Annotated in this window: 21 protein-coding genes; 8 read left to right on the forward strand and 13 right to left on the reverse strand. The window is 68.6% G+C overall.

Going from position 1 to position 24097, the window contains the following annotated elements; genetic code table 11:
• Positions 1-18: 18 nt before the first annotated feature.
• Positions 19-645: a DUF305 domain-containing protein gene (locus ACWFRF_RS08585; protein WP_452449336.1), complete on the reverse strand. Its 627-nt coding sequence runs from the start codon at positions 643-645 to the stop codon at positions 19-21.
• Positions 642-2291: an LVIVD repeat-containing protein gene (locus tag ACWFRF_RS08590; RefSeq protein ID WP_452449337.1), complete on the reverse strand. Its 1650-nt coding sequence runs from the start codon at positions 2289-2291 to the stop codon at positions 642-644. Before ACWFRF_RS08590 ends, ACWFRF_RS08585 begins: the two co-directional genes overlap by 4 nt.
• A 229-nt stretch (positions 2292-2520) precedes the next feature.
• On the opposite strand from ACWFRF_RS08590, the gene ACWFRF_RS08595 reads away from it, so the two are divergent.
• Positions 2521-4263, forward strand: coding sequence for a BCCT family transporter (locus ACWFRF_RS08595; protein WP_452449340.1), 1743 nt, complete (start codon positions 2521-2523; stop codon positions 4261-4263).
• Here the strand turns inward: ACWFRF_RS08595 and ACWFRF_RS08600 are convergent.
• The 6 genes from ACWFRF_RS08600 to ACWFRF_RS08625 are packed head-to-tail and all read right to left on the reverse strand — an operon-like array spanning position 4260 to position 10170.
• A complete protein-coding gene (locus ACWFRF_RS08600) occupies positions 4260-5180 on the reverse strand; it encodes a 3-methyladenine DNA glycosylase (protein WP_452449342.1) in 921 nt (306 codons plus the stop codon). The two genes, ACWFRF_RS08595 and ACWFRF_RS08600, sit on opposite strands and share 4 nt — an antisense overlap.
• On the reverse strand, positions 5177-6406 hold the full coding sequence (locus ACWFRF_RS08605) for a phosphotransferase family protein (RefSeq protein ID WP_452449344.1): 1230 nt from the start codon (positions 6404-6406) through the stop codon (positions 5177-5179). Before ACWFRF_RS08605 ends, ACWFRF_RS08600 begins: the two co-directional genes overlap by 4 nt.
• Entirely contained in the window at positions 6403-7152 is a 750-nt protein-coding gene (locus tag ACWFRF_RS08610) for an SDR family oxidoreductase (RefSeq protein WP_452449346.1), read from the reverse strand. The genes ACWFRF_RS08605 and ACWFRF_RS08610 overlap by 4 nt, the downstream gene beginning before the upstream one ends.
• Complete coding sequence (locus tag ACWFRF_RS08615) at positions 7149-7940, reverse strand: SDR family NAD(P)-dependent oxidoreductase (RefSeq protein ID WP_452449347.1); 792 nt, start codon at positions 7938-7940, stop codon at positions 7149-7151. The genes ACWFRF_RS08610 and ACWFRF_RS08615 overlap by 4 nt, the downstream gene beginning before the upstream one ends.
• Positions 7941-7942: 2 nt before the next feature.
• Complete coding sequence (locus ACWFRF_RS08620; RefSeq protein WP_452449349.1) at positions 7943-9202, reverse strand: acyl-CoA dehydrogenase family protein; 1260 nt, start codon at positions 9200-9202, stop codon at positions 7943-7945.
• A gap of 50 nt (positions 9203-9252) precedes the next feature.
• A complete protein-coding gene (locus ACWFRF_RS08625; protein WP_452449351.1) occupies positions 9253-10170 on the reverse strand; it encodes an SMP-30/gluconolactonase/LRE family protein in 918 nt (305 codons plus the stop codon).
• Positions 10171-10376: 206 nt separating this feature from the next.
• Here ACWFRF_RS08625 and ACWFRF_RS08630 point away from each other — a divergent pair, with 206 nt between their 5' ends.
• The gene (locus ACWFRF_RS08630; protein WP_378995345.1) at positions 10377-11570 is read left to right on the forward strand and encodes a PucR family transcriptional regulator; all 1194 of its coding nucleotides are present in this window, start codon (positions 10377-10379) and stop codon (positions 11568-11570) included.
• A gap of 153 nt (positions 11571-11723) precedes the next feature.
• Here the strand turns inward: ACWFRF_RS08630 and ACWFRF_RS08635 are convergent, their stop codons facing one another.
• Positions 11724-12374, reverse strand: a complete 651-nt coding sequence (locus ACWFRF_RS08635; RefSeq protein ID WP_452449353.1) for a TetR family transcriptional regulator — start codon at positions 12372-12374, stop codon at positions 11724-11726.
• Between the two features lie 122 nt (positions 12375-12496).
• On the opposite strand from ACWFRF_RS08635, the gene ACWFRF_RS08640 reads away from it, so the two are divergent.
• The 3 genes from ACWFRF_RS08640 to ACWFRF_RS08650 all read left to right on the forward strand — a co-directional run bounded on the left by ACWFRF_RS08640 (position 12497) and on the right by ACWFRF_RS08650 (position 16085).
• Positions 12497-13285, forward strand: coding sequence for an SDR family oxidoreductase (locus ACWFRF_RS08640; protein WP_379318348.1), 789 nt, complete (start codon positions 12497-12499; stop codon positions 13283-13285).
• Positions 13286-13310: 25 nt separating this feature from the next.
• Positions 13311-14375: an NAD(P)H-dependent amine dehydrogenase family protein gene (locus tag ACWFRF_RS08645; protein WP_452449355.1), complete on the forward strand. Its 1065-nt coding sequence runs from the start codon at positions 13311-13313 to the stop codon at positions 14373-14375.
• Positions 14376-14447: 72 nt separating this feature from the next.
• The gene (locus ACWFRF_RS08650; RefSeq protein ID WP_452449357.1) at positions 14448-16085 is read left to right on the forward strand and encodes an FAD-binding protein; all 1638 of its coding nucleotides are present in this window, start codon (positions 14448-14450) and stop codon (positions 16083-16085) included.
• A 21-nt stretch (positions 16086-16106) separates the two neighbouring features.
• Here the strand turns inward: ACWFRF_RS08650 and ACWFRF_RS08655 are convergent, their stop codons facing one another.
• The gene (locus ACWFRF_RS08655) at positions 16107-17081 is read right to left on the reverse strand and encodes an alpha/beta hydrolase (RefSeq protein WP_379316278.1); all 975 of its coding nucleotides are present in this window, start codon (positions 17079-17081) and stop codon (positions 16107-16109) included.
• A 107-nt stretch (positions 17082-17188) separates the two neighbouring features.
• On the opposite strand from ACWFRF_RS08655, the gene ACWFRF_RS08660 reads away from it, so the two are divergent.
• Genes ACWFRF_RS08660 through ACWFRF_RS08670 form a run of 3 tightly spaced genes read left to right on the forward strand, consistent with a single transcriptional unit; the run spans position 17189 to position 19857 of the window.
• Positions 17189-18040 carry an SDR family oxidoreductase gene (locus ACWFRF_RS08660; RefSeq protein WP_452449359.1) on the forward strand — a complete coding sequence of 284 codons (852 nt, stop codon included), beginning with the start codon at positions 17189-17191 and terminating at the stop codon, positions 18038-18040.
• Complete coding sequence (locus tag ACWFRF_RS08665) at positions 18037-19146, forward strand: MBL fold metallo-hydrolase (RefSeq protein WP_379316274.1); 1110 nt, start codon at positions 18037-18039, stop codon at positions 19144-19146. Before ACWFRF_RS08660 ends, ACWFRF_RS08665 begins: the two co-directional genes overlap by 4 nt.
• 42 nt (positions 19147-19188) lie before the next feature.
• Complete coding sequence (locus ACWFRF_RS08670; RefSeq protein WP_378995206.1) at positions 19189-19857, forward strand: TetR/AcrR family transcriptional regulator; 669 nt, start codon at positions 19189-19191, stop codon at positions 19855-19857.
• A 78-nt stretch (positions 19858-19935) separates the two neighbouring features.
• Here ACWFRF_RS08670 and ACWFRF_RS08675 read toward each other — a convergent pair whose 3' ends face one another.
• The 3 genes from ACWFRF_RS08675 to ACWFRF_RS08685 all read right to left on the reverse strand — a co-directional run bounded on the left by ACWFRF_RS08675 (position 19936) and on the right by ACWFRF_RS08685 (position 24069).
• A complete protein-coding gene (locus tag ACWFRF_RS08675) occupies positions 19936-21000 on the reverse strand; it encodes a hemolysin family protein (protein WP_379317438.1) in 1065 nt (354 codons plus the stop codon).
• Complete coding sequence (locus ACWFRF_RS08680; RefSeq protein ID WP_379317440.1) at positions 20993-22348, reverse strand: hemolysin family protein; 1356 nt, start codon at positions 22346-22348, stop codon at positions 20993-20995. Before ACWFRF_RS08680 ends, ACWFRF_RS08675 begins: the two co-directional genes overlap by 8 nt.
• Before the next feature lie 284 nt (positions 22349-22632).
• Entirely contained in the window at positions 22633-24069 is a 1437-nt protein-coding gene (locus ACWFRF_RS08685; RefSeq protein WP_452449362.1) for a GuaB1 family IMP dehydrogenase-related protein, read from the reverse strand.
• Positions 24070-24097: the final 28 nt, after the last annotated feature.

The raw sequence follows: 24097 nt of genomic DNA on the forward strand, positions 1-24097 counted from the left end.
GCTCGCTCGGCGGCCTCCTCAGGAAGTAGGCCGGGCACCTCGCAGGTCGAGGAGCATGCCGAGGTACCCCATTTCCTGGCTTTGGGATTGGGCCATCGCGCGGGCGGCCTGCTTCACCGGACCCGAGGTGAGCAGGGTGTCGGCGGCGCGGGCCATCGTGACGCCGCCCGCGTGATGGCGGTACATCAGTTGCAGGAACAGGGTTTCGGCGTCGGCCGCACGGGCCCCCGCGAGGGTGTCGAGGTCGGCGGTGGTGGCCATACCGGGCATCGTGGTCGGCGCGGCGGTCGAGTGGTGGTGGGTTCCCGCCATCCAGGTCATCGGGACATCGGCCGTGGGTGCGGCGCCGGCCAGCTGGGTCCAGCCGAGCAAGGTGCCGATCTCCACCCGCTGAGTGTCGGCGATCTGGTCGGCCAGCCTGCGCACGGTGGGATCCGCGGCCGGGTCGAGGCGCTCGGTGAGGATCAGCGCCTGCTGGTGGTGCGCGGTCATGTCCTGGACGAAGCCCAGTTCCGTCGTGGTGAGAACCGGTGCGGGCATGGCCGTCTCGGTGACGAAGAGCGGTCGCAGGGCCGCCCCGAGTGCCAGCAGGAAGAGGACGGCGGCCCCGGCGAACGCCAGGCGGATCACCCGGTTCACGGTCACGACCCGACCGTGGACTGCTGGTTCGCGGGCGGTGTGTACACCTCGTTGTCGAGCTTCAACACCATGAACCCGTTGTCGGAACAGGTGACATACAGCTGATCGCCACGCCACTCCGGCGGCGACAGGCACCAGTCCGTGGACAGGTCGCCGAACGCGATATCGCCTGCCCGGGCGGTCAGCACCTGCGCGGGATCGAACAACCCCTCGGCCATCGACCGCAATGCCGCCGGGGCGCTCATCACCGGGATGCCGATGATCGAGGCCAGCGCATGGGGCGAGTTCCAGATCTCGAGATTGCGTCCGGTGCGGGCAGGCGGGTTGAAGTAGGCGATCTCGCGGATGTCGCCGGGATCGCGGACGTCGAACACCCGGATCCCGGAGGAGATCCAGCCGCAGGCCAGGGCGGTCGGGTTGTCGGGACGGTCGGCGGTGCAGTAGTGCGATTCGTAGGAGAACGCCGAACCGCCCATCGAGGAACCGATGCCCGCGTCGATATTGTCGGGCAGGTTGATCTCGAGTTTGATCTTCGCGGTGATCCTGGGCGCGCTGTCGTCGGACACGTCGATGAGTTTCACGCCACCGGAGCCGCCCTCGTCGACCGTGAACAGATGGGGCACACCGTCATAGGTCACGGGCACGCTGTGCTGGGTGGCCCAGCCGTCGGTCCAGAATGTGCGGCCGAGGTGGGGGACATGTGGATTCGGGTCGCGGCGTTGCACCGCGCTCACGTCGAGCACGGTGAATCCGCCCAGGGCGGAGATGTAGAGCCGGTTTCCGTCGGGACTCACCCCGAGCCCGTGTGCCTCGATCCCCGTCAGCCCCTGCCAGATCACCCGGGGATTCGCGGGGTCGGTGAGGTCGATCGCACTGAGAAAACCGGGAACCAGGCCCGACGCCCAATACGTGCGTCCGTCGGGGGAGAAGCCGCCCTCGTGTGTCGTGATCGGCAGCGGCATCAGCAGATTCGAGCCGGTTCCGGGATTGAGCAGCCGGGGATGCGCGCAATCGGAGATGTCGTACACCGACAGGTACCCGGCCCCGATGCCGACCGGCACACCCGTTCCGACGAGCAGTTTGCGAGCCGTGTTGACCTTCAACGTCTCCCAGGTACCTGCCAGCATGGCGGGTTCGGCGAGGGTCGCGGTCAGCCGCGGATTCGCCGGATCGGAGACATCGAGGACCTGGACGCCGGGGTGCTCGCTGAGCATGTTGCCGGGGAAGAACGTGCCCATGTAGGCGCAGTGCTCGAAACTGGTGGAGGTGATGCCCGCTCCGCGCCCGGCGTAGCCCCCGACCATCGACATGTTGCAGCGATAGCCCTGGGTGCTGCGCCCGCTGTCCCGGTCACCGGCGGGGACGTCGCCCTGCAATCCGGTCTCCGGCAGCGATCCGGGTCCACAGTCGGCCCGCGGCACCGCGGTTCGGCCGACGTCGAGGAATTCCTGCACCGCGCCCGTCAGGTCGGCGCCGAAATCGGCCGACGCACCGGACGGCAGGCCGACGGCCACGAGCGCGGTGATCGCGGCCGCCGCCACAGCACGCAGCAGCGAATGTCGTCGGCTGTTCGGCGGTGCCGTGCCGGAATCGCCCGGCGGGTTCGCGGACCCGGCTTCGGGTCGTGTGTCGGTGTGCGGACGTGATGGCATCGTTGCCCTCCCGAATCAATGATGCGGACAACACAACTGGCTCAGACAGTTGTGCCGCATCACGAATAGTAAGGCGATCGAATGGTTGCCGAAGGGTGTTTCGGGGAACAGGGTGTGGGGCGGGCTCGCGCTTACCTCGGGTCGCCGCCCATACGCTGTACGGTTGCTCTGCACGACCAGCGCGTCTGAAAAGGCGGGGAGTTTCCGCGATCGGAGAGGACTCGGACCCATGTCGAACGATGTCGTAGGAAGTTCCGGCACCGCACCGCCGCCGGGCGGATCGGTAGCCGATGGGTCGCCGGGCAAGCCCAGGCTGGATCTGCTCATCTTCTGCGCCACCGCGATCGGCGCACTCGCCTTCGTCGCCTGGGGTGTCCTCGACGACGAGAGCCTCGCCTCCGCGGCGAGTACCGCTCAGAAATGGGTCATCACCAATACCGGCTGGTTGTTCGTGCTCACCGCCACTACGTTCGTGGTGTTCGTGATCTGGCTGGCGGTCAGCCGCTACGGCCGGATCCCGCTGGGCGCCGACGACGAAAAACCCGAATTCCGCACCGTGTCGTGGATCGCGATGATGTTCAGCGCGGGCATGGGCATCGGTCTGATGTTCTGGGGTGTGGCGGAACCGTTGTCGCACTTCGTGAACCCCCCGCCCCATACCGCCGAGCCCGGATCACCGGCCGCCGCGGAAGTCGCCATGGCCACCACGCTGTTCCACTGGACACTGCACCCGTGGGCGATCTACGCCGTCGCGGGCCTGGCCATCGCCTACGGCACGTTCCGAAAAGGCCGCTCGCAGTTGATCTCCTCGGTGTTCCGGCCGCTGCTGGGCCGGCACGCCGACGGGATCGGCGGCCGGGCGATCGACATGATGGCGATCTTCGCGACCCTGTTCGGCTCGGCGGCGTCACTCGGTCTCGGCGCGTTGCAGATCGGCGCGGGCATGGAGTTCAACGGCTGGATCGACGGCATCGGAAAGATCGGTCTGGTGGCGATCATCGCGGGCCTGTCCGTGGCCTTCGTGCTGTCGGCGGTCTCGGGGGTCGAACGCGGCATCCAGTGGCTGTCCAACATCAATATGGTGCTGGCCCTTGCCATCGCGGCGTTCGTGTTCATCGCGGGCCCCACGCTGTTCGTGCTCAATATCCTGCCCACCTCGATCGGCGACTACATCGAGAGCCTGCCGACCATGGCCTCACGCACCGGCGCCGGCGACGACGCGATGCAGACATGGCTGTCGAGCTGGACCATCTTCTACTGGGCCTGGTGGATCTCGTGGACGCCGTTCGTCGGCATGTTCATCGCGCGGATCAGCCGCGGCCGCACCATCCGTCAGTTCGTGACCGGCGTGCTGCTGGTGCCGAGCGTGGTGAGTCTGCTGTGGTTCGCGATCTTCGGTGGCGCGGGCATCGCCGAACAGGCCGAACACGGCGACCTCACCGAACCGGACGGCTCGGTCGATTCGAACTTCGCGCTGTTCCACCTGCTGGACCAGTATCCGATCACCTCGGTGACCACGGTGGTGGTGATGATCCTCGTCGCGATCTTCTTCGTCTCCGGTGCCGACGCGGCCTCCATCGTGATGGGCACACTGTCCGAACGCGGCAGCATCGAACCGTCGAAGTGGGTCGTCATCTTCTGGGGCGCGGCCACCGGCGCGGTCGCCGCGATCATGCTGGTGATCGCCGATTCCGACAATCTCGGCGGCGCTCTGACCGGCCTCCAGGCGTTGACCACCGTGGTGTCGCTGCCGTTCCTGGTGGTGATGGTGGCGATGTGTGTGTCGCTGTACAAGGACCTGCGCGACGACCCGCTGATCCTGCGCATGGATCGCGGCATCGAGTTGGTCGAGGTCGCCGTCGACCAGGGCACCGAACTGCACGAGGGTGACTTCGCCCTCGTCACCGAGGCCTCGCCGGACAAGGTCGACTTCGCCGACGATCCCCCCGTCGCCGGTACCGAACGCGGCTAGTCCGCGGTGTCGATCCTGGCCTGCGCCGACGACAAGTCGGCGCAGGCCAGCCGCAGGCGGTCCCGCAGTGCGTCAGCGGATTCGGCGATCGCCGCCTGGGATCGGACGTACTCCGCGCGTCCGGCCGGTGTTTCGATGCGCACCGGCTCGTAGCCGAAGCCCGACAGATCGTAGGGGCTGGCCCGCATGTCGAGTTCCCGTGCGGTGCAAGCGAGTTCGAAGCAATCGAGCAGCAGGTCCGAGGAGATCAGCGGCGCGAGCTTGAATCCCCACTTGTAGAGATCCATATTCGCGTGCAAACACCCCGGCTGCTCCCGCTGCACCTGGTCCGCGCGGGTGAGCGGTTCGGCATTGCGCCCCACCGCCTCCGGCGTGAAGAACCGGAACGCGTCGAAGTGCGTGCACCGCAACGACATCGACTCCACCACCGCGTCCGTCCCCGCGTGTCCCAGACGCAGCGGAACCTGCTGATGCCGCACGTCGTCGGTGCGATAGACCATCGCCCATTCGTGCAGCCCGAAACACGACAACTGCGCCGGACGGCGCGCGGTAGCGGTGAGCAGGCCGGACACGAACCCGATCGTGTCGCGCCGCTTGGCCAGGTAGGCCGGATCGGCCGCGAACACTCCGTGCTCATCCGGATGCTCGGCATACCCCCGCGCACCCTTGTAGTCGCCCGCCTCACGCAGCCCGATCCCGAACCCCGGATGCCACCGACGCAGCTGTGAAGGCTTATGGCCGTAGTAGGTGAAAAGGAAATCGATGACCGGATGGGTGGTCCCCGCCGCCCGCCGCTCCAGATACGGCCCGACCAACCGACCGAGCCGGTCACGATGGGCGCGCGCGGCGGCCCGCCACTCGACCGCCGGTAATACCCGCAAGTCGAGAGCGTGGTCGAGGTCGCCGTCCGTGCTCACCTGGACATTCTCCCGCACCGGCTTTCCCCGGCGAATTCGCCCTGAATCGAGTCTCGGGGCGCGACCCCAGCCGGACTACGCATCTCCTGGGTTGCTCGAACGATCCGGGGACTTCCGCATCCGACGAGATCTTTGGTGCCGACGCGCCTATTGTCGCGCCGGATGACGGCGCGGCAGCGCCGTTCCAGGAGCAGGACGGCCAGGCCGAAGGAGCGGAAGGCCGGATTGGTGGTCTGGCGGTGATAGTAGCGGTAGTAGATCTGCTGGCAGATCACCGCCAGACGGAACAGGCCGAAGACTTCGTAGAAGGCCCACTCGCGGTCGGTGAGACCGATTCCGGTACGGCGACAATAGTATTCGACCACTTCGTCGCGGGTCAGCATGCCCCGAACGTGGGTGGGCTGGCGCCGGAAGAACTTGAAGGCGAGGTTGTCGTCGGCCTGGACCCAATAGGCCAGGGCGCCGCCGAGGTCCATCAGCGGGTCGCCGATGGTGGCCATCTCCCAGTCGAGTAACCCGATCGGACGGGTGGGATCGGCGGGATCGAGCACGATGTTGTCGAAGCGGAAGTCGTTGTGGATCAGCACCGATGCGCGATCGGGCGGCTGGTTGGCGGCCAGCCACGCCATCACGGACTCGAACGAGCCGACATTGCGGGTGCGGGCGCGGCGATAGCGGTCGGACCAGCCCGACACCTGCCGGGTGATGTAGCCGGGGCCCTTGGACATCCAGTTCAGCCCTGCGGCGGTGGGGTCGATGGTGTGCAGGTCGACGAGCACGTCGAGCACATTGGTGCACAGCGTGTGCACCCGCGATGCCGTCCAGGAGGGGTCGGGCGGGAGTTCCTTCCGGGGGATGAGGCCGTCGAGACGTTCCATCAGGTAGAACGGCGAGCCGAGCACAGTGTCGTCCTCGCACAACGCCACTGTCGGTGGCGCGTAGTCGAACACCGGGCCGAGGGCGGTTTGCACGCGGTACTCGCGAGCCATGTCGTGTGCGCCCTCGGCGCGGTGTCCGCCGGGCGGCCTGCGCAGGATCAGATCACGCTCGGGGTACTGCACGAGGTAGGTGAGATTGGAAGCGCCGCCGCAGAATTGGCGCACCTGTGCGATGCCGGTCAGTGATTCGCCTGTTTCGGCGCGTAGCCAATCCGTCAGGGCGGCGACATCGAAGGCGTCCTCGGCGCGGACGGCACGGGCATCGGCGGGGGAGGAGGACTTGGTCACGTCAGCCGCCGCAGCAGGGACACGGGGAGCAGCTTCACCACGACCGACAGCGGAACCCATGGCCAGGCCGGGACGTAGGCGACGGGTTTGCGTGCTTGGATCGCGCGGACCATCGCGGCGACGCCGGGCTCGGTGTCGACCAGGAAGGTGGTGCGACCTTCCTTGCCGTCGGTCATCTCCGACCGGATGTAGCCGGGGCAGATCAGGGAGATATCCACGCCGGGAATGCGTTCCGAGCGCAAGCCTTCGGCGAGCGCGGCGACCCCCGCCTTGCTCGCGGCATAGGTGGTCATCGACCGGCGCATGCCGCGCAGTGCGGAGAACGAGGAGACGAGGACCAGGTGGCCACGGCCCTGCGCGCGGAACACCGCCAGGGCGTGTTCGCTCTGCGAGAGCGCGCCGACGAAATTGGTGAGGGCGGTGCGCCGGTTGGCCGCGTGCCCACCGGTGCCCAATGCGGCCCCGTGGCCGAGGCCCGCGTTGACCACGACCCGGTCGAGGCCGCCGAATTCGGCCCGGAACTTCTCGAACACGGTCTGCACGGCGGCATCGTCGGTGACGTCGAGCGCGGCGGTGCGCACGACGATGCCGGGGTGGGTGGCGAGGAGTTCGTCGCGCAGCGTGTCGAGGCGGTCGGCCCGGCGGGCGCAGAGCCCGAGATCGTAACCGCGCTCGGCGAATTGGCGGGCCATCTCGGCGCCGAGGCCGGAGCTGGCGCCGGTGATGACGATGGTGCCGGTGCTCATCGGGAGGTCTCCTTGTCGTCGGCGGTCGCGATGCGACGGCCCATGGCGGTCAGTTGCCGGTCGTAGAGCGGGCGCAGCAGTCGTTTCGTCCAGAAGGCCACGCGCCCGGATCGGTCGGTGAGGACGAGGAAGCGGCGCCCGTCGATACCGGCCAGCGCGGCTTCGGCGATGTCGTCGGCGTCGGCCTCGGCGCCGTCGATCAGGCGACGAGCGACCTCGGTCATCAGGGGATCGGCGTTGCCGAGCGACGACGCCAGATCGGTGCGGAAGAACGACGGGCACACCACCGAGACGTCGATGCCGTGCGGCGCGAGTTCGTAGCGCAGGCTCTCGCTGAGTGCGACGACGGCCGCTTTGGCGGCGGTGTAGGGCGCCATGGCCGGTGGGTGGACGAGTCCCGCCATCGAGGCGATATTGACCAGGTGACCGCCGCCCTGCGCTTCGAACATCGGGGTGAAGGTCCGGCACCCGGTCGCCACGCCGAGGACATTGACGGTCATGACCCGGGCCCATTCCTCGGCGGGCACCCGGTCGATGCGCCCGCCCGCGGCGATACCCGCGTTGTTGATCAGGATGTCGAGCCCGCCCATGGTGGCCTGCACGGTGTCGCGGGCTCGGTCCCAGTCCTGCTCGGACGTGATGTCCGAGCGCAGATACGAGGCACCCGGCGGGACCACGGCGTCGTCGGCGAGATCGGTGACCACGACGCGGTCACCGCGGGCGGCGAAGCGCCGCGCCAGCGCGGCTCCGAGACCGGATGCGCCACCGGTGATCAGCACTCTGGACATGGTTACCGCCCCTGCCCGTACTCGGCGAGCTCGAGCCGTCCGACCATGTCCAGATGCACCTCGTCGGGACCGTCGGCCAGGCGGATCGCCCGGGCTGTCGTCCAGGCCGCCGACAGCGGCACATCGTCGGAAAGTCCCGCACCACCATGGATCTGCATGGCGAAGTCGATGACGTCCTGCGCCATCGACGGCACGTGCGCCTTGATCTGGCTGATCTCGCTGAGCGCGCCGAACGCACCGACGGTATCGAGTTTCCATGCCGCGTGCAGGACGAGCAGGCGCGCGGCATCGATCGCGATCCGTGCCCGGGCGATGCGTTCCCGGTTGCCGCCGAGCCGGGCCAGTGGCTTGCCGAACGCGGTCCGCGTCGTCGCGCGTTCGCAGGCCGCGGCGAGCGCGGCCTCGGCCAGGCCGATCAGCCGCATGCAGTGATGGACGCGGCCGGGACCCAAACGGCCCTGGGCGATCTCGAACGCTCGGCCGGGACCGAGGACGATGTTCGCGGCGGGCACACGCACGTCGGTGAACGACACCTCACCGTGCCCGAACGGCTCGTCGTAGCGGCCCATCGCGGGCAGCATCCGTTCGATCTTCACCCCCGGAGTGCCGACAGGGACGAGCACCATCGTGTGCCGACGGTGTTTCTCGGCCTCGGGATAGGTCAGGCCCATGAAGAGGACGACCGCGCAGTCACGATGGCCGATACCGGTGGTCCACCATTTGCGGCCGTTCACGACGACGTCGTCGCCGTCGAGGACGGCGGTGGCCGCCATCGTGGTGGCGTCCGAGGAGGCGACGTCGGGTTCGGTCATCCCGAAGGCAGACCGAATGCTGCCGTCGAGCAGCGGTTCGAGCCACCGCTCCCGCTGCGCGGCGTCGCCGTAGTGGAGCAGCACCTCCATGTTCCCGGAATCCGGTGCGTTGCAGTTGAAGACGTGCGGCGCCAGGAACGAGCGCCCGGTCTCCTCGGCGATCGGCGCGTAGTCGACATTGGTGAGACCGGTGCCGCCGTCGGTCCCGAAGCGCGCGGCGTACCGGCCGGCATGGGCGGCGGGCAGGAACAGATTCCACAGGCCTGCCGCGCGGGCCTTGGCGCGCAGCTCGCCGAGCACGGGCAGGGGATCCCACGGGTCGGCGCCGGTCTCGCGCAGCGCGGCCACGCTGCGGTGATAGTCCGCCTCGATCGGGGCGATCTCCTCGGCGATGAAGCCGTGTACTCGGCCGACCAGGTCGGTGGCGCGGGTACTGGGAGCGAAGTCCATGTCTCTGCTTTCGGTGAAAGGGGAACGGCGGCGGGGGATCCCGCTGGAATTCAGGAGGGTAGGTGGGTGAGACCGAGGGCGGATTCGTCCAAGCTGCCCAGCACGAGCGTGCCGTTCGCCTCGGCCACGCCGGTGACCATCGCGTAGTCCGCGCCGTCGCGCTGCAGGTCGTGGACGATGGTCCCGGCGTGATCGACCGCGATCACCCAGGCAGTACGGGCGGGGCGGGGCCTGAGCCGATCGGGTACCCGCCACAACAGTTTTCGCGCGATCGCCGGTGCGGGCAGCAGGCGATCGAGCAGGGAATTGCGCGGTGCGGCCAGCGTGACCCAGATCAGTCCGTCGGAGCCGAGGGCGATGTTGTCGGGGAAGCCGGGCAGGTTCTCGATCAGCACCTCGCGAGTACCGGCTTTCGGGCCGCGCACCCAGTAGCGGTTGAGCCGGTAGGCCGCCGTCTCGGCGACGATCAGCGATGCCCGATCGGGTGCGAAGGCGATGCCGTTGGCGTACTGGAGGTTGTCCAGCAGGGTGGCGGTCGTCCCGTCGGGGGAATGCCGGAACAGGCGGCCGGTTCCGGAATGCTCGAGCAGGTCGCCCATCCACAGCTCCAGCGGCCAACGGCGCGAAGACGCGGTGAAATAGACGGTGCCGTCGCGCGGATCCCCGACGACATTGCTGGCCATGTTCAGCGGGCCGTCGTCGACGGCACCCACCAGGACCTCGATCTCGGTACCGGTCCAGCGCAGCAGGCCGCGGTGCGCGTCGCAGATGAGCAGGGACCCATCGCCGACCGCGCAGAGCCCCAGCGGGCGGCCACCGGTGTTCGCGACCACCTCGACGCCCTCGGTGGCGATGTCGACCCGCAGGATCCGGCCGTCGGCGATGCCGGTGTAGACGAGGCCGTCAGCGCCGAGAACCACGTCCTCGGGGCCGGCGCCGGGGAGCTCGATCCGCCGGACCGGGGGCATCGGTGGCGTACTTCGGCGCTGCCCGGCGCGGGGAGTCACCGTTGGCGGTGACCACCGAACGGGCGCCATCCCAGGTGCGGACCGAACACCGACGACCATGCGTGCCTCCCAGCGATCGAGCGCCGCCCGCTGCCGCGCTCTCTGTGCACATGCCATTCTTGGGTCCAGTCAGCGGCGTTGAAATAGGCGAGGAAACCGAGTTGACTGTGCATATGCACACCAGCGAGCCGGTGCCCGCGCTGGCGCTGGGACCGCACCGGCGCAAGATCGCGGCGCGCATCGCCGCGATGATCGCGGAGGTCGACCCGGCACTCAACGAGATGGCCGCGGACCTGACGCGGCTGTACCGCGACAACATCCCGGTCTACGACCAGGTCGACGCGGCCTCGATCGAGACCAACACCCGTGCCGTGTTGCGCATCGTCGTGGCGCAACTGGGCGACGAAGGAGCCGCGCACGCGGGGTTCGACGAGCTCACCACCCTGGCGAGAACCTGGGCAGACCAGCAGATCCCCCTGGATCTGGTGGCGCACAGCCTGCAGATCGGCGCGCGCCGGATCTTCGAGCTGATCCGTCGCCGCGCCGCCACGCACGGGGTGCCTGCCGCCGAGATCGACGAGATGCAGGACCTCACCTGGGAATGGGCGACCGCGTCCGCCACCGCCGTGCACCGGGTGCTGCGGGAGCGGGCAGTCGCCGGGGCCGCGCGCCGCGCCGACTTTCTGCGCAGCCTTGTCGACGGCACGGTAGCGCCCGCGGTGCTGCGCGCCGAGGCGCGCGATCACCGGCTCGATCCCGAGCATCGGTACCGGATTGCCTGCGCCGCGTGGAACGGTACCGCCGCGGCGACGGACCTGCTCGCCGCGTTGCGAGCGCGGGGTTCGACGGCGAAGCTCCCGGTCGTCGACACGGTCGTGGATCAGCATCTGGTCGCCCTGCTGCCGCGGACTCCGGACGCGTTGCCGGAGGGCAGCGTGGTCGCGGTCGGCTCCGCGGTATTGCTCGGTGATGCCACGGCGTCGTACCGGCAAGCGCGGCGCGCGTTCGACCTCGCGGTGCGGCACGGCAGGAGCGGCCTGGTCGATCTCGGATCGCTGGGCCCGCTGCCGCTGCTCGGGGAGGCCGAGGGCACCGCGCGACTGCTCGCGGACAAGCATCTCGCGCCGCTGCGACGCCATGCTGGGGCCGAGGAGATACTCGGCACGGTCGAGACTTACCTCGACTGCGATCAACGCGTCGACGACACGGCGGCCAGGCTGTACCTGCACCGCAATACCGTCCGCAATCGGCTCACGCGCTTCGCCGACCTCACCGGCCTCGATCTGGGCCGGACCGACGACCTCATCGTCGCCTGGTGGCTCCTGCACCGCGATCCGGACTCGCCTCCGCCGTCGCGCTGACCGGCGATGCGTTCGGGATCGCGCCGAGGTGCCGCGGTAGCCACCTGACGGCAGCGGTAGCCACCGGTGAACAGCACAACTGCTGGGCCGACGCTGTCAGGTGCCGGTGTGGAACGCCCGCCGGTGTCTGTCCGGCGAGTCGAGCGGGTGACGTCAGCTCACCCGGGCGTCGTGCGTCAGCACACCACCGGTGCTGACGGGGGCGGCGAGTGATCCGGCGAGCATGTCGATGATCTCTGCCCACACCTGTGTATCCGTGGCCCGTGCATCCCCTGCTTCGGCCGCTCGTTCGTGATCGGCCAGGAGCGCGAAAAGCATGGTGGTCAGCGCCCGTAGCCGCCGAACCCGCAATCGTGGTGGCAAGGCGCTGAGCTCGCGGTCGAGGCCCTGCATGATGACGCGCACCGACGTGCGCCCCGCGCTGTCGAGATTGGTCGCATCCGAGATCGACGGGTGGGGTTGGATCTGTTCGAGAAAACGCGCGTAGTGGCGAATTCCGTGCCGCTCGCCGAGCTCGAACATCGGCACCACCAAGGCTTCGAGCAAACCGTGCAAGCCTGGTGGCCGACCCGAGCCCGCTTGTTCGGCGAGCAATTCCAGCCGCCGCACCTCCAATGTCGCCAGCCGGAACTCGACCACCGCCGCGATGAGCCCGTCGCGGGACCCGAAGTGATATTGGATCACTGAATTGTTTCGCTGACCTGCGGCAGCGGCGATATCGCGCAGTGGTACCGACCGTCCGTGCTCGGCGATCAGACGCTCCGCCGCGACGATGAGGCGTTCCCGCGCTGCTGTTGCTGCCACAGATCGAACAGTAGCCGTTCATCAACAGGATTGAGAAGTACTCATTGACAGTTAAGCGAAATCTCTTAAAGATGCAGTGTGACCGCAGCCACATGCGGCCATCTCAGAGAGGAGCTTGCACCATGATCCTGGATGCCTTCCGGCTCGACGGTCGCGTTGCCATCGTCACCGGAGCGGGCCGCGGTATAGGCGCGGCCACCGCGCTCGCGCTCGCCGAAGCCGGTGCCGACGTCGCCATCGCCGCCCGCACCACCGAACAGCTCGACGAGGTCGCCGGGAAGATCCGTGCCCTGGGCCGCCGTGCCGTGACCGTGACAGCGGATCTCGCCGACCTGGCCGCGGTGAAGGCTTTCGCCGACACCGCCGCCGCCGAACTGGGCCGTATCGACATCGTGGTCAACAATGTCGGCGGCACCATGCCCAATACCTTCATGACCACCTCCCCGGAGTTCCTGGAGGAGGCTTTCCGCTTCAATGTGTCCACCGCGCACGCGCTCACCCAGGCCGCGGTACCGCACCTGCTGGAGTCGGACAACGCCTCGGTGGTCAGCATCTCCTCGATGATGGGCCGCACCGCGGGCCGTGGCTTCCTCGCCTACGGCACCGCCAAAGCCGCTCTCGCGCATTGGACCCGGCTGGCCGCCACCGATCTGTCTCCACGCATTCGCGTCAATGCCATCGCGGTGGGGTCGGTACTCACCTCCGCGTTGGATGTCGTTGCGAGTCAACCCGAGATCAAGGCCACGATGGAAGCCGCGACCCCGCTGGGTCGGCTCGGCGAGCCCTGGGAAATCGCGGCGGCCATCGTCTACCTCAGTTCACGCGCGGGCGGCTATGTCACCGGCAAGATTCTCGAGGTCGACGGCGGCATCGAAAGCCCCAATTTCGAACTCGGCCTGCCCGACCTGTGATCCACTCCCGCGCAAAGGATCTGACATGACCTACCGTGTAATCCAATGGAGCACCGGAAACGTCGGTGCGCGAGCGCTGCGTTCCATCATCGCCCGGCCCGAACTGGAGCTCGTCGGCGTGTGGGTATCGAGCTCGGCCAAAGCCGGGAAGGACGCGGGCGAGCTCGCCGGGCTGTCCGTCGACACCGGCATCACCGCCACCACCGATGCCGACGCCCTGCTGGCCCTGAAACCCGACTGCATCGTGCACACCGCGATGGCCGACGACCGGCTGATGGAATCGGTCGAGGACCTGAAACGGTTCCTGCGCGCCGGCATCAATGTGGTCTCCAGCAGCCCTGTCTTCCTGCAATACCCGTACGGCACCCTGCCCGACGAGGCGATCGCCCCGATCGTCGCGGCCGCCGAGGAGGGCGGTGCGTCCCTGTGGGTCAACGGCATCGACCCGGGCTGGGCCAACGACTGGCTGCCGCTGCTGCTCTCCAGTGGCTCCGAACGGATCGACCGCATCATCTGCTCGGAGATCATGGACTACTCCACCTATGATAATCCCAAGGTCGTCTTCGACATCATGGGATTCGGCAGTGACCTCGATGCCCTGCCCATGCTGCTGCAACCCGGCGTCCTCACCCTTGCCTGGGGCAGCGTCATCCGGCAGCTCGCCGCCGCGCTCGACATCGAACTCGATTCGGTCACACAACATTTCGAACGGTTGCCGGCCACCGGTGATCTCACCGTCGGCGACCGCACCATCGCCGCGGGTACGGCCGCCGCGCTGCGCTTCCAAGTCCACGGCATCCGCGCCGACCGCGAGGTGCTGACTCTCGAGCACGTCACCCGTCTGCACCCCGACCTGGCTCCCGATTGGCCACAGCCGACCGGAAAGGGTGGCTACCGCGTCGAAATCCAGGGCGAACCGGACTACTGGCTGGACCTGCAGCTCACCAGCGACGGTGACCACGCTCTCGCCGGTGTGGTCGGCACCGCTGCCCGCCTGGTCAGTGCCGTCTCGGCCGTGGTCGAGGCCCGCCCCGGTCTGCTCACCGCCACCGATCTGCCCCTCACCACCGGCCGTGGACTGATGTCCTGACGGCCCGCTGTTCCGCGACTCGACTGGTGCCGAAAATCTAGAACACGTTATAGTTCGGCTGATCGGGCGACGATGCGGTCGGCCCGTGCTCGGAAGGGTGGACAAGTGCGGGCCTGGGATGACGCAGCCGATGTCGTGGTCGTCGGATACGGCGGAGCGGGTGCGGCCGCAGCGCTGGCCGCGCGGGAATCCGGCGCCGAAGTGCTGGCCGTCGACCGGTATCTGGGTGGCGGCGCTACGGCGCTGTCGGGTGGCATCGTGTACGCGGGCGGCGGCACCTGGGTGCAACGCGACGCGGGCATCGACGACGACGTCGACACCATGCTCGCGTACCTGCAGGCCGAGGTCGGTGACGCCGTGAGCGCCGCGACGCTGCGCCGATTCTGCGAAGAGTCCCCGGCGATGATCGACTGGCTGACCGGGCACGGCGTGCCCTTCCAGCCCTCGGTGTGCCCGTACAAGACGTCCTATCCGACCGATGACTACTACCTGTACTACTCGGGCAGCGAGAACTCCGGCGGTTACCGCGATCTCGCGAAACCGCGTCAACGCGGTCACCGCACGCACGGTCCCGGCGTCTCGGGCAAGGCGCTGTTCGGGCCGCTGGCGGCGTCGGCGTCCGAGCACGGCGTTCGCGTCCGGACCGGAACCAGGGCGACTCGGCTCGTTGTCGAGGACGGGCACGTGACGGGCATCGAGGCGCTCACGATCGCCGACGCGCCCGCGGCGGTACGGCGACGGTTCGCCGCGCTCGCCCGGATCTCGGCGAAACCCGGTGTGTATCACCAGGGTTTGCGCCGGGCGGTGGAAAAGCTGCTGGCCCGGATCGAGCGCAGATACGGTGTGCCGGTCCGGATCCAGGCGAGATCCGGCGTGGTGCTCACCACGGGTGGGTTCATCGCGAACGGGGAGATGGTCGCACGGCACGCCCCCGCGTATCCGTGGTCGCAGGGACTGCCGCTGGGGAGCGCCGGTGACGACGGCAGCGGCATCACCATGGCGCTCGACATCGGTGCGGCGAGCGGCAAGATGGACGCGCTGTCGACCTGGCGGTTCATCGCGCCGCCCAGCGCCTTCTTCGGAGCGATCGCGGTGAATGCCCTGGGCGAGCGCATGATCGACGAGTCTCGCTACGGCGCGGCCCTCGGCGCGGCCATCGCCGCCAGTCCGGGTCATCGCGCGTGGCTGCTCGTCGACGCGGAGCTGGAGGCCGAGGCTCGCGGTCAGATCGGTACCCAGTCGGTGTGGTTCCAGCGAATGCAGACCGAGCGTTTACTGCGGATCGGGCGCGTCTCGGGGAACACCGTCGAGGAGGTGGCCGCACGCGCCGGTATCGACCGGTCCGCCCTGCGTGCGACCCTCGACGCGCACAACCGTGCCATCGAGGACAACCGCCCCGATCCGCTGGGCAAGCCCGACGACATCCGCCGCCCGCTGCGCACCGGACCGTTCGCCCTGCTGGATATCTCGTTCAAGGCGCGGCTCACCTACCCGATGCCGATGCTCACCCTCGGCGGACTGCTGGTGGACGAGGACACCGGCGCCGTGCGCCTCGAGAGCGGGGGAGTAGTGCCGGGACTGTTCGCCGCGGGGCGCGCCGCGGTCGGGGTCTGTTCGAACTCCTACATCAGTGGCCTCTCGCTGGCCGACTGCATCTTCTCGGGGCGGCGGGCGGGCGCCCACAGCGCCCGGCCGCTGCTCCCTCGATGAGCACCCGCCGACGCCGGCTGATCAGGCGGGCATCCGATCCGGCGGGCCGCTCGCTCGCTCGATCCCGGTGACGAACGCGCTGACCTCGGCCAAGGCAGCGACTGCTTCGGGGACGGCCAGATAGCCGGCCTGGAAGACGTGGACTTGGCCGGGCCAGATCTGCAGGTCACAGCGCACGCCGACGCGGCGGGCGGTTGCCGCGAGGTGTTCGGCGTCGGCCTGCAAGACCTCGAGCCCCCCGACCTGGATGAGCATCGGCGCAAAGCCGGGGACGATCCCCGCCGCGACGTCCAGGCGAGGATCGGCGAGGTCTGACCCCGCCACGTACATGCCGACCAGCCGGTTGCCGGTGGTGGCGGAGGCGTACGGGTCGCGTACGCCCGGTTCCTTCGTCGCGGCCAGTCCGAAGGTGGGGTCGGCCACCGGCGAGAACAACACCAGCCCGGACGGTTGTGGAAGTCCGCGCCGGGCCAGCTCACCGGCGAGGGCCAGTGCCAGGTGCCCGCCCGCGGAGTCTCCGGCGACGACGATGTCGGCGGGTCGATGCCCGCGGGCGAGTAACCAGAGGTACCCACGCAGCGCGTCCTCGTGTGCCGCGGGAAACGGGTCCTCGGGCGCGAGCCGGTACCGCGCGGCGAACACGGGGCGTCCGCTCGCGCGACCCACCCGCCCGACCAAGCCGCGGTGGGTGCCCGGCGAACAGGAGAAGTACGCACTGCCGTGCAGGTAGTAGACGACCGGCTCGTGTGGCTCGGGTACTGCGTTCACCCATTCGCCGCGGACCGCGAATTCGGTGTCCGCGTGTTCGTGGACGGGAAAACGCGCCACCGTCCAGGACGGCATGACCAGGCGCAACCCGTGCATTGCCGCGCGTCCGATACGGACGCCGGCGCGAGTGGCGGGAAGCCGCGAGCCCAGTCGGCGCACTGTCAGCAGCATGACCGCCGCCACGATTCGGCTGGCGCGCGACGGTGTCGCGCTGAGATTTCGATCCATGCCGTGCATCATCTCGGGAAACAGGCCAACTGACAAGAACTCATGTCAAAACGCGCGATTGTCCTGTACTTTGTTGACATGACTTCATGTCAAAATTGGGACAGGCAATGAAAGGGCAGGTCATCGCGGTGACCGGCGGTGCGCGTGGGATCGGGAGGGAGATCGCCGCGCACCTCGCCCGCGCGGGCGAGCGCGTCGCGATCGGCGACATCGACGAATCGGCGGCCCGCGCCACCGCCACGGAACTGGGTGCGCAGGTGCGGGGCTTCGGCGTCGATGTCGCCGACCGGGATTCGTTCGCGGCGTTCCTCGCCGCCGTCGAGCAGGTGTGGGGACCGCTCGATGTCCTCGTCAACAACGCCGGGGTGATGTGGGTCGGCCCGTTCGATCGGGAACCCGAGGCGGCGCGGCGACGACAGTTCGACGTGAACGTGCACGGCGTCATCAACGGGGTGACCCTCGCCGTACCGGCCATGCGTGCGCGAGGCGCCGGGCACATCGTCACCGTGGCCTCCGCCGCGTCGAAGCTCGCCCCGCCCGGTGAGTCCTCCTACGCCGCGACCAAGCACGCCGTCTTCGGCTACCTGAGCGGGGTCCGCGCGGAACTGCGCGGCAGCGGGGTCGAACTCTCGGTGATCATGCCGACCGTCGTGGACACCGAATTGGCGACCGGCACCGCCACCGGCGCGGTGGCACTGCTCCAGCCCGCCGACGTTGCCCGCGCCGTCCTCCGGACGATCGAACGCCCGCGATTCGAGGTGACAGTGCCCCGCTACATCGGAGCGCTGCTGCGCGCGGTGAACGTGCTCCCGGCCGCCCTGCGCGACCGCGTCCTGCTCGGCATGGTCCCGGATCAGGTTGCCGCCGTTCATGATTCATCGAGCCGGGCCGACTACGAACACAAGGTCTGTGGCCCCACCGAACCTCCACCCACGCCGACGACAGGAAACCGGACATGACCACAACCGACGCTCTCGGCGACATCCGGCCGATACCGGAGTTCGCCGGTGTCCACGACGTGTGGCCGCGCGGCGACCGGCTCGAGGCGGTGCGCGAAGGCGCGCGCCGCTACCGCGAGCGGTTCCTCCGGCAGGGGCAGGTGCGTGCGGTCAAGAGCTTCGACATCGCCGCCGCCCCGTATCCGCAGCGATTCGCGTTCCAGGGCTATTCGATCGGCCCCAACCCGATGATCTCGATCATCAACCGGATGTTCGTGGTCCAGTTCGAGGGATTCGACGGCACGCTCCGAACGCTGGTCTGGGAGCCCACCGTCGCGGCCGGATCGGGCAAGGCCCCGTTCTACGCGAAACTGCAGAAGCTCTCGCGCACGCTGCGCGCGGAGTCGCTGTTCGTCAAGTACTACAACGATCCCGAGGTGGTGCTGCCCCGGCTGGGCCTGCGCAACGAGGATGTCGACTACGTCAGCTTCGACCATCTGCACGTGCAGGACATCCGCATGATCATGGGCAGCGACGTGCCGATCGACGGAGAGTCCGGCCCGCGTGACCCGCTGTTCCCGAACGCGCGGATGCTCGTGCAGCGCACCGAACTCGGCACGCTGGAATCGGTGCACCCGATGCAGTGGGCGTGGTACGTCGACGGCGGTATGGACGGCGTCCCCGCCGAGCGGCTGCAGGTCCTCGACGGTGACGTCGAGTTGGGTGTCGGGGTGAGCCTGCTGTGGACACCCGGCCACACCGACGGGAACCACTCGCTGTGCGTGAACACGCCCGACGGTGTGTGGGTGTCCTCGGAGAACGGGATGGCCGCCGACAGCTGGCAACCGGAACTGTCCAGGATTCCCGGGGTCCGGCAGCAGGCGCAGTTCTACGGCCGCGAAGTCGTCCTCAACGCGAACACTCTCGAAGACTCGCTGGATCAATACGATTCCATGGTCAAGGAGAAGACCATGGCTTCCCGGTCACCGCGCGATCCGCGCTGGCTGCAAGTCATCGCCTCCTCGGAATGCGCGAACTGGAAGCGGCAGTGGCCGGTCGTGCCGACTTTCACCCACGGCGGACTCGACTACGGGACGATCGTGATCCCACCGCGGGCCGATGACTAGGATGGAGACCTTCTAGATCAGGTAGCCGGATGCGGGAGGACAGTGACCGAGACCGACGCTCCGTCCGGGAACCGAGCTCCGTCGCGCCGCTACGGTGGGCGGGACAAGGAGAGTCGAAGCGCTGAGCGTCGAGACGCGCTCCTCGCGGCCGGCCTGGAACTGTTCGGCACCATCGGCTATCCGGCGTCCTCGGTGAAGAAGATCTGCGACCGCGCGGGTTTGACCGAGCGGTACTTCTACGAGTCCTTCACTCATCGTGAGGCATTGCTGCGCGCGGTCTACGACGGTCAGATCGACCAGGTCCGCGCCGCGACCTTGGCGGCGCTCGCGGGTGCCGAACCCGATCTGGCTCCCCAGGCACACGCCAGTGTCGACGCCTTCGTTCGGACCGTGGCCGCGGACCCGCGCCGTGCCCGGGTCATCTTCATCGAGGTCGTGGGAGTCAGCGCGGAGCTCGAGGTGCACCGGCGCGCGGTCATGCACGAATTCGCCCAGCTGATCGCCGGTTTCGCCGACGCCTACTTCCATGTTCCCGCCACCGATCGTTTGGCGATCGCGGCAATGCTGTTCGCCGGCGGGATGACCGAGCTGATGGTGGACTGGACGCTGGCCGACGCACCCTTGCCGCTCGACGAACTGATCGACGTCGCCGTGAGCATTCTGATCCACGGCCTCGGGACCCTGGATCGCCGACCCGGCGACCAGGTGTAGCCGGGTCGGCGATCCGCCAGGCCCCTCGGCACACGAAAACGGCCCGACCGGTTGGTCGGGCCGTTTTCGCGATCCGGGTTATTCGGCGAGGCGGTGGGTTCCGTCGCGCACGGTGCCCACGAACTCTTCGATCAGGTCCTCCAGGGCGACCACGCCGACGGTGTTGCCGCGGCTGTCGACCACCCGTCCCAGATGGCTGCTGGTACGGCGCAACCGGGCCAGCGCCTCGTAGAGCGGAGTTCCGGTGCTCACCGTGGGCAGCGGGCGGATGTCGGTGCGGGGGATGACGGTGTCCGGGCCCGCGTTGTCGTCGGCGACCTCGTCGAGGACGTCCTTGATGTGCAGGTAACCCACCAGAGAGCCGTCGGAGGCGGCGACCGGGTAGCGCGAGAAACCGGTTTCGGACACCGCTGCCTCGACCTCACCGAGGGTGGTTCCGTTGCCGATCAGCGGCACCGATCTGGCTTGGGCCAACGGCACCATCACATCCCCGACGACCTGGTCGGAGGTGCCGAGGGCCTGGGTGAGCCTGCGGTGTTCCTCTTCGTCGAGCAGTCCCTCGGAGCGGGATTCGCCGATCATCTCGGCCAGTTCCACCGTCGAGACGGTCGCGTCGAGTTCGTCCTTCGGCTCGATACGCATCATCCGCAGCGTCATGTTCGCGGCCAGGTTGTACAGCGCGATCAGCGGTCGGGCGATCCGCAACCACATCAGGTGGACCGGCACCAGCAGCAGTGCCGAGCGTTCCGGACCGGCCAGGGCGATGTTCTTCGGCACCATCTCGCCGAGCAGGATGTGCAGGATCACCACCACCGTGAGCGCGAGCGCGAAGCCCACCGGGTGCAGCAACTGATCGGGCAGGCCGAGCAGTTCGAACGGGCGCTCGATCAGGTGCGCGATCGCGGGCTCGCCGACGCGGCCGAGCAGGATCGAGCAGATGGTGATGCCGAGCTGAGCCGCGGCGAGCATGATCGACAGGTTCTCACCCGCCTCGATCACCGTCTGCGCCTTCTTCTTGCCTTGGGCGACAAGGGCTTCCAGCCGATCACGGCGGGCGGAGATGAGGGCGAACTCGGCGGCCACGAAGAACGCGTTGCCCGCCAGGAGTACGACGGTCAGCAAGATTCCGAACAGGTCACCCATGAGCGTTCTCCCGTGCCGAAAGGGCGGCCGCGTCGACGGGGATCAACCGCACCCGGTCGATGCGCCGTCCGTCCATCCGTTCCACCCGGGCGATCCAGCCGCCCCCGGAACCGCGGGATTCGGGCAGCACCGCTTCGTCGCCGGTCACCGGGATGCGGCCGAGCTGGGCCAGTACCAGCCCGCCGAGGGTTTCGTATTCGCCCTCGGGTGCGTCGTAGCCGGTCGCGCGCGACACCTCGTCGATGCGCATCAGACCCGAGCAGTCCCAGCCGTCGGAGACGCGGCGCACATCGCGCTCCTCCTCGTCGTGCTCGTCGCGCACGTCGCCGAGGATCTCCTCGATCAGGTCCTCCATGGTCACCATGCCCGCGGTGCCGCCGTATTCGTCGACGACCAGGGCCACCTGCATGCCGTCGGCGCGGACGCGCTCGAGGACTTCGTCGCCGTCCAGGCTGGCGGGCACGATCGGCACCGCGACGGCGAGGTCGCTGAGCTGGATCTGCTTGCGCAGCTCACCCGGGTGGGTGAACGCCTGCTTGACGTGCACCACGCCGAGGGTGTTGTCGAGGTCGCCGTCGACCACCGGGAACCGGGAGTAGCCGGTGCGCGCGGCGGCGGCGATGAGATCGGCGATGGTGTCGTGGCGGTCCAGCGATTCGACCTTCACGCGCGGTGTCATCAGGTCCTCGGCGCTGCGCTCACCGAATTCCAGCGAGCGGTCCATCACCTGCGCGGTGCGCTGATCCATCGCGCCACGCATCGCGGAGGTGCGCACCAGCGAACCGAGTTCCTGGGGCGAGCGGGCCGAGCGCAGTTCCTCGGCGGGTTCGATGCCGAGCCTGCGGACCACCCAGTTGGCGGCGCCGTTGAGAAAACGGATGAGCCACTTGAACAGGGCGGAGAAGCCGATCATCGGACCCGCGGTGAGCCGGGCGACCATCATCGGCTCGGCGATCGCGATGTTCTTGGGCACCAGTTCGCCGTAGATCATCGACAGCGAGGTCGCGATGATCAGGGCCAGCGCCAAGGCGACGCCGTGCGAGGCGTTTTCGCTCAACCCGATGCCGTCCAGCAGCGGATCGAGCAGCCGGGCCAGAACGGGTTCGGCGATGTAGCCGGTGATCAGCGTCGTGATGGTGATGCCGAGCTGAGCGCCGGAGAGCTGGAACGACAGGGTGTGATGGGCCTGTTTCACCAGGCGTGACTGGGTGTCACCTTCCCGAGCGGCCGCTTCGACGGTGCTGCGTTCCAGTGCGGTGAGGGAGAACTCGGCGGCGACGAACAGTGCCGTTCCGAGAGTGAGTGCGACGAAGCCGAGCAGGCTGAGCACGGTCAGAACGATGGACATCCTCAGCACCACCCGAGTGGGGGCGCGGTAGGGAAACCGGGGGATCGAACGGACGCTGCGGAAAGGAGGACGCCGGGTTTGTCACCCGGCTCCGTAGAGGAGCCCTCCTGTGTGGCGCCCTTGGACGCGGGTGACAACTGGATCCTTTCGAGGCGGGAGTCGAGCATGTGCCGTGATCGGCAACTCCATAGTAATCCGTGCCCACCCATGATGCGTCAGCGGCGCGGCCCCGGCCCGCCGGCGGCGGCCGATCGAAGGGTTCGATCGGCCGCCGCGGGCGCGGTTCACCAGCCGCTGGGTAGCGGCCGGCCTTCGGCGAAGCCGGCGGCGGACTGCACGCCGAGCACGGCCTTGTCGTGGAATTCCGGCAGCGAGCGAGCACCGGCGTAGGTGCACGAGCTGCGCACACCCGAACAGATGTGGTCGATGAGATCCTCGACGCCGGGACGCTCGGGATCCAGACGCATCCGCGAGCTGGAGATGCCCTCTTCGAACAGGGCCTTGCGGGCGCGGTCGAAGCTGCTGTCGGCGGCGGTACGAGCGGCGACAGCACGCTTGGACGCCATGCCGAAGCTCTCCTTGTACTTGTTGCCGTCGCGGTCGATGCGCAGGTCGCCGGGGGACTCGTAGGTACCGGCGAACCAGGAACCGATCATCACGTTCGACGCGCCCGCGGCCAGCGCCAGCGCCACGTCGCGGGGGTGCCGGACGCCACCGTCGGCCCACACGTGCACGCCGAGTTCCTTTGCCGCGGCGGCACATTCGGCCACAGCGGAGAACTGTGGGCGACCGACGCCGGTCATCATGCGGGTGGTGCACATGGCGCCGGGGCCGACACCGACCTTGATGATGGTCGCGCCGGCCTCGGCCAGATCGCGGGTGCCCTCGGCGGAGACCACATTGCCCGCGACCAGGGGCAGGCCGAGACCGAGATCGGCGACGGTGCGCAAAGATTCGAGCATTTTGGTCTGGTGGCCGTGCGCGGTGTCGAGGACGAGCACATCGGCGCCCGCCTCGGCCAGGGCCTTCGCCTTGGCGGCCACGTCGCCGTTGATGCCGACGGCGGCGGCGACGCGCAGCTTGCCGTTCGCGTCGACCGCGGGGGTGTAGATGCCGGCGCGGACGGTGCCGGTGCGGGTCATCACGCCCGCGAGGGTGCCGTCGGGGTAGGTGAGCACCGCGAGCTGGGCGTGGGCCTCGGCGAGGCGGTCGAAGATGTCGCGCGGGGACGCCTCGACGGCCACCTGGACGAAGTCGGTGAAGGCGACCTCGCGCAGGCGCGCGAACCGGTCCACATCGGCGCAGGCGGCCTCGGTGACGACGCCGACCGGCTTGCCGTCCTCGACGACCACGACGGCGCCGTGGGCGCGCTTGTGCATCAGCGCCACCGCGTCGGACACCGAACGATCGGGGTCGAGAGTGACGGGGGTGTCGGCGGTGAGCGAGCGGCTCTTGACGAACGCGATGGTGTCGGCGGCCGCGGGGATCGGCAGATCCTGGGGAAGTACCACGATGCCACCGCGGCGGGCGACGGTCTCGGCCATCCGCTTGCCCGCGACCGCGGTCATGTTCGCGACCACGAGGGGGATGGTGGTACCGGTCCCGTCGACGCTGGCCAGGTCCACATCGAACCGGGACGCGACATCGGTCCGGTTCGGGACCAGGAAGAGGTCGTCGTAGGTCAGGTCATACGGCGGCTGGGGTCCCGGAAGAAATCGCACTTGATTGATAGTAGCCCTGTGAGCCCAG

The sequence above is a fragment of the Nocardia sp. NPDC055165 genome (genome assembly GCF_053606985.1).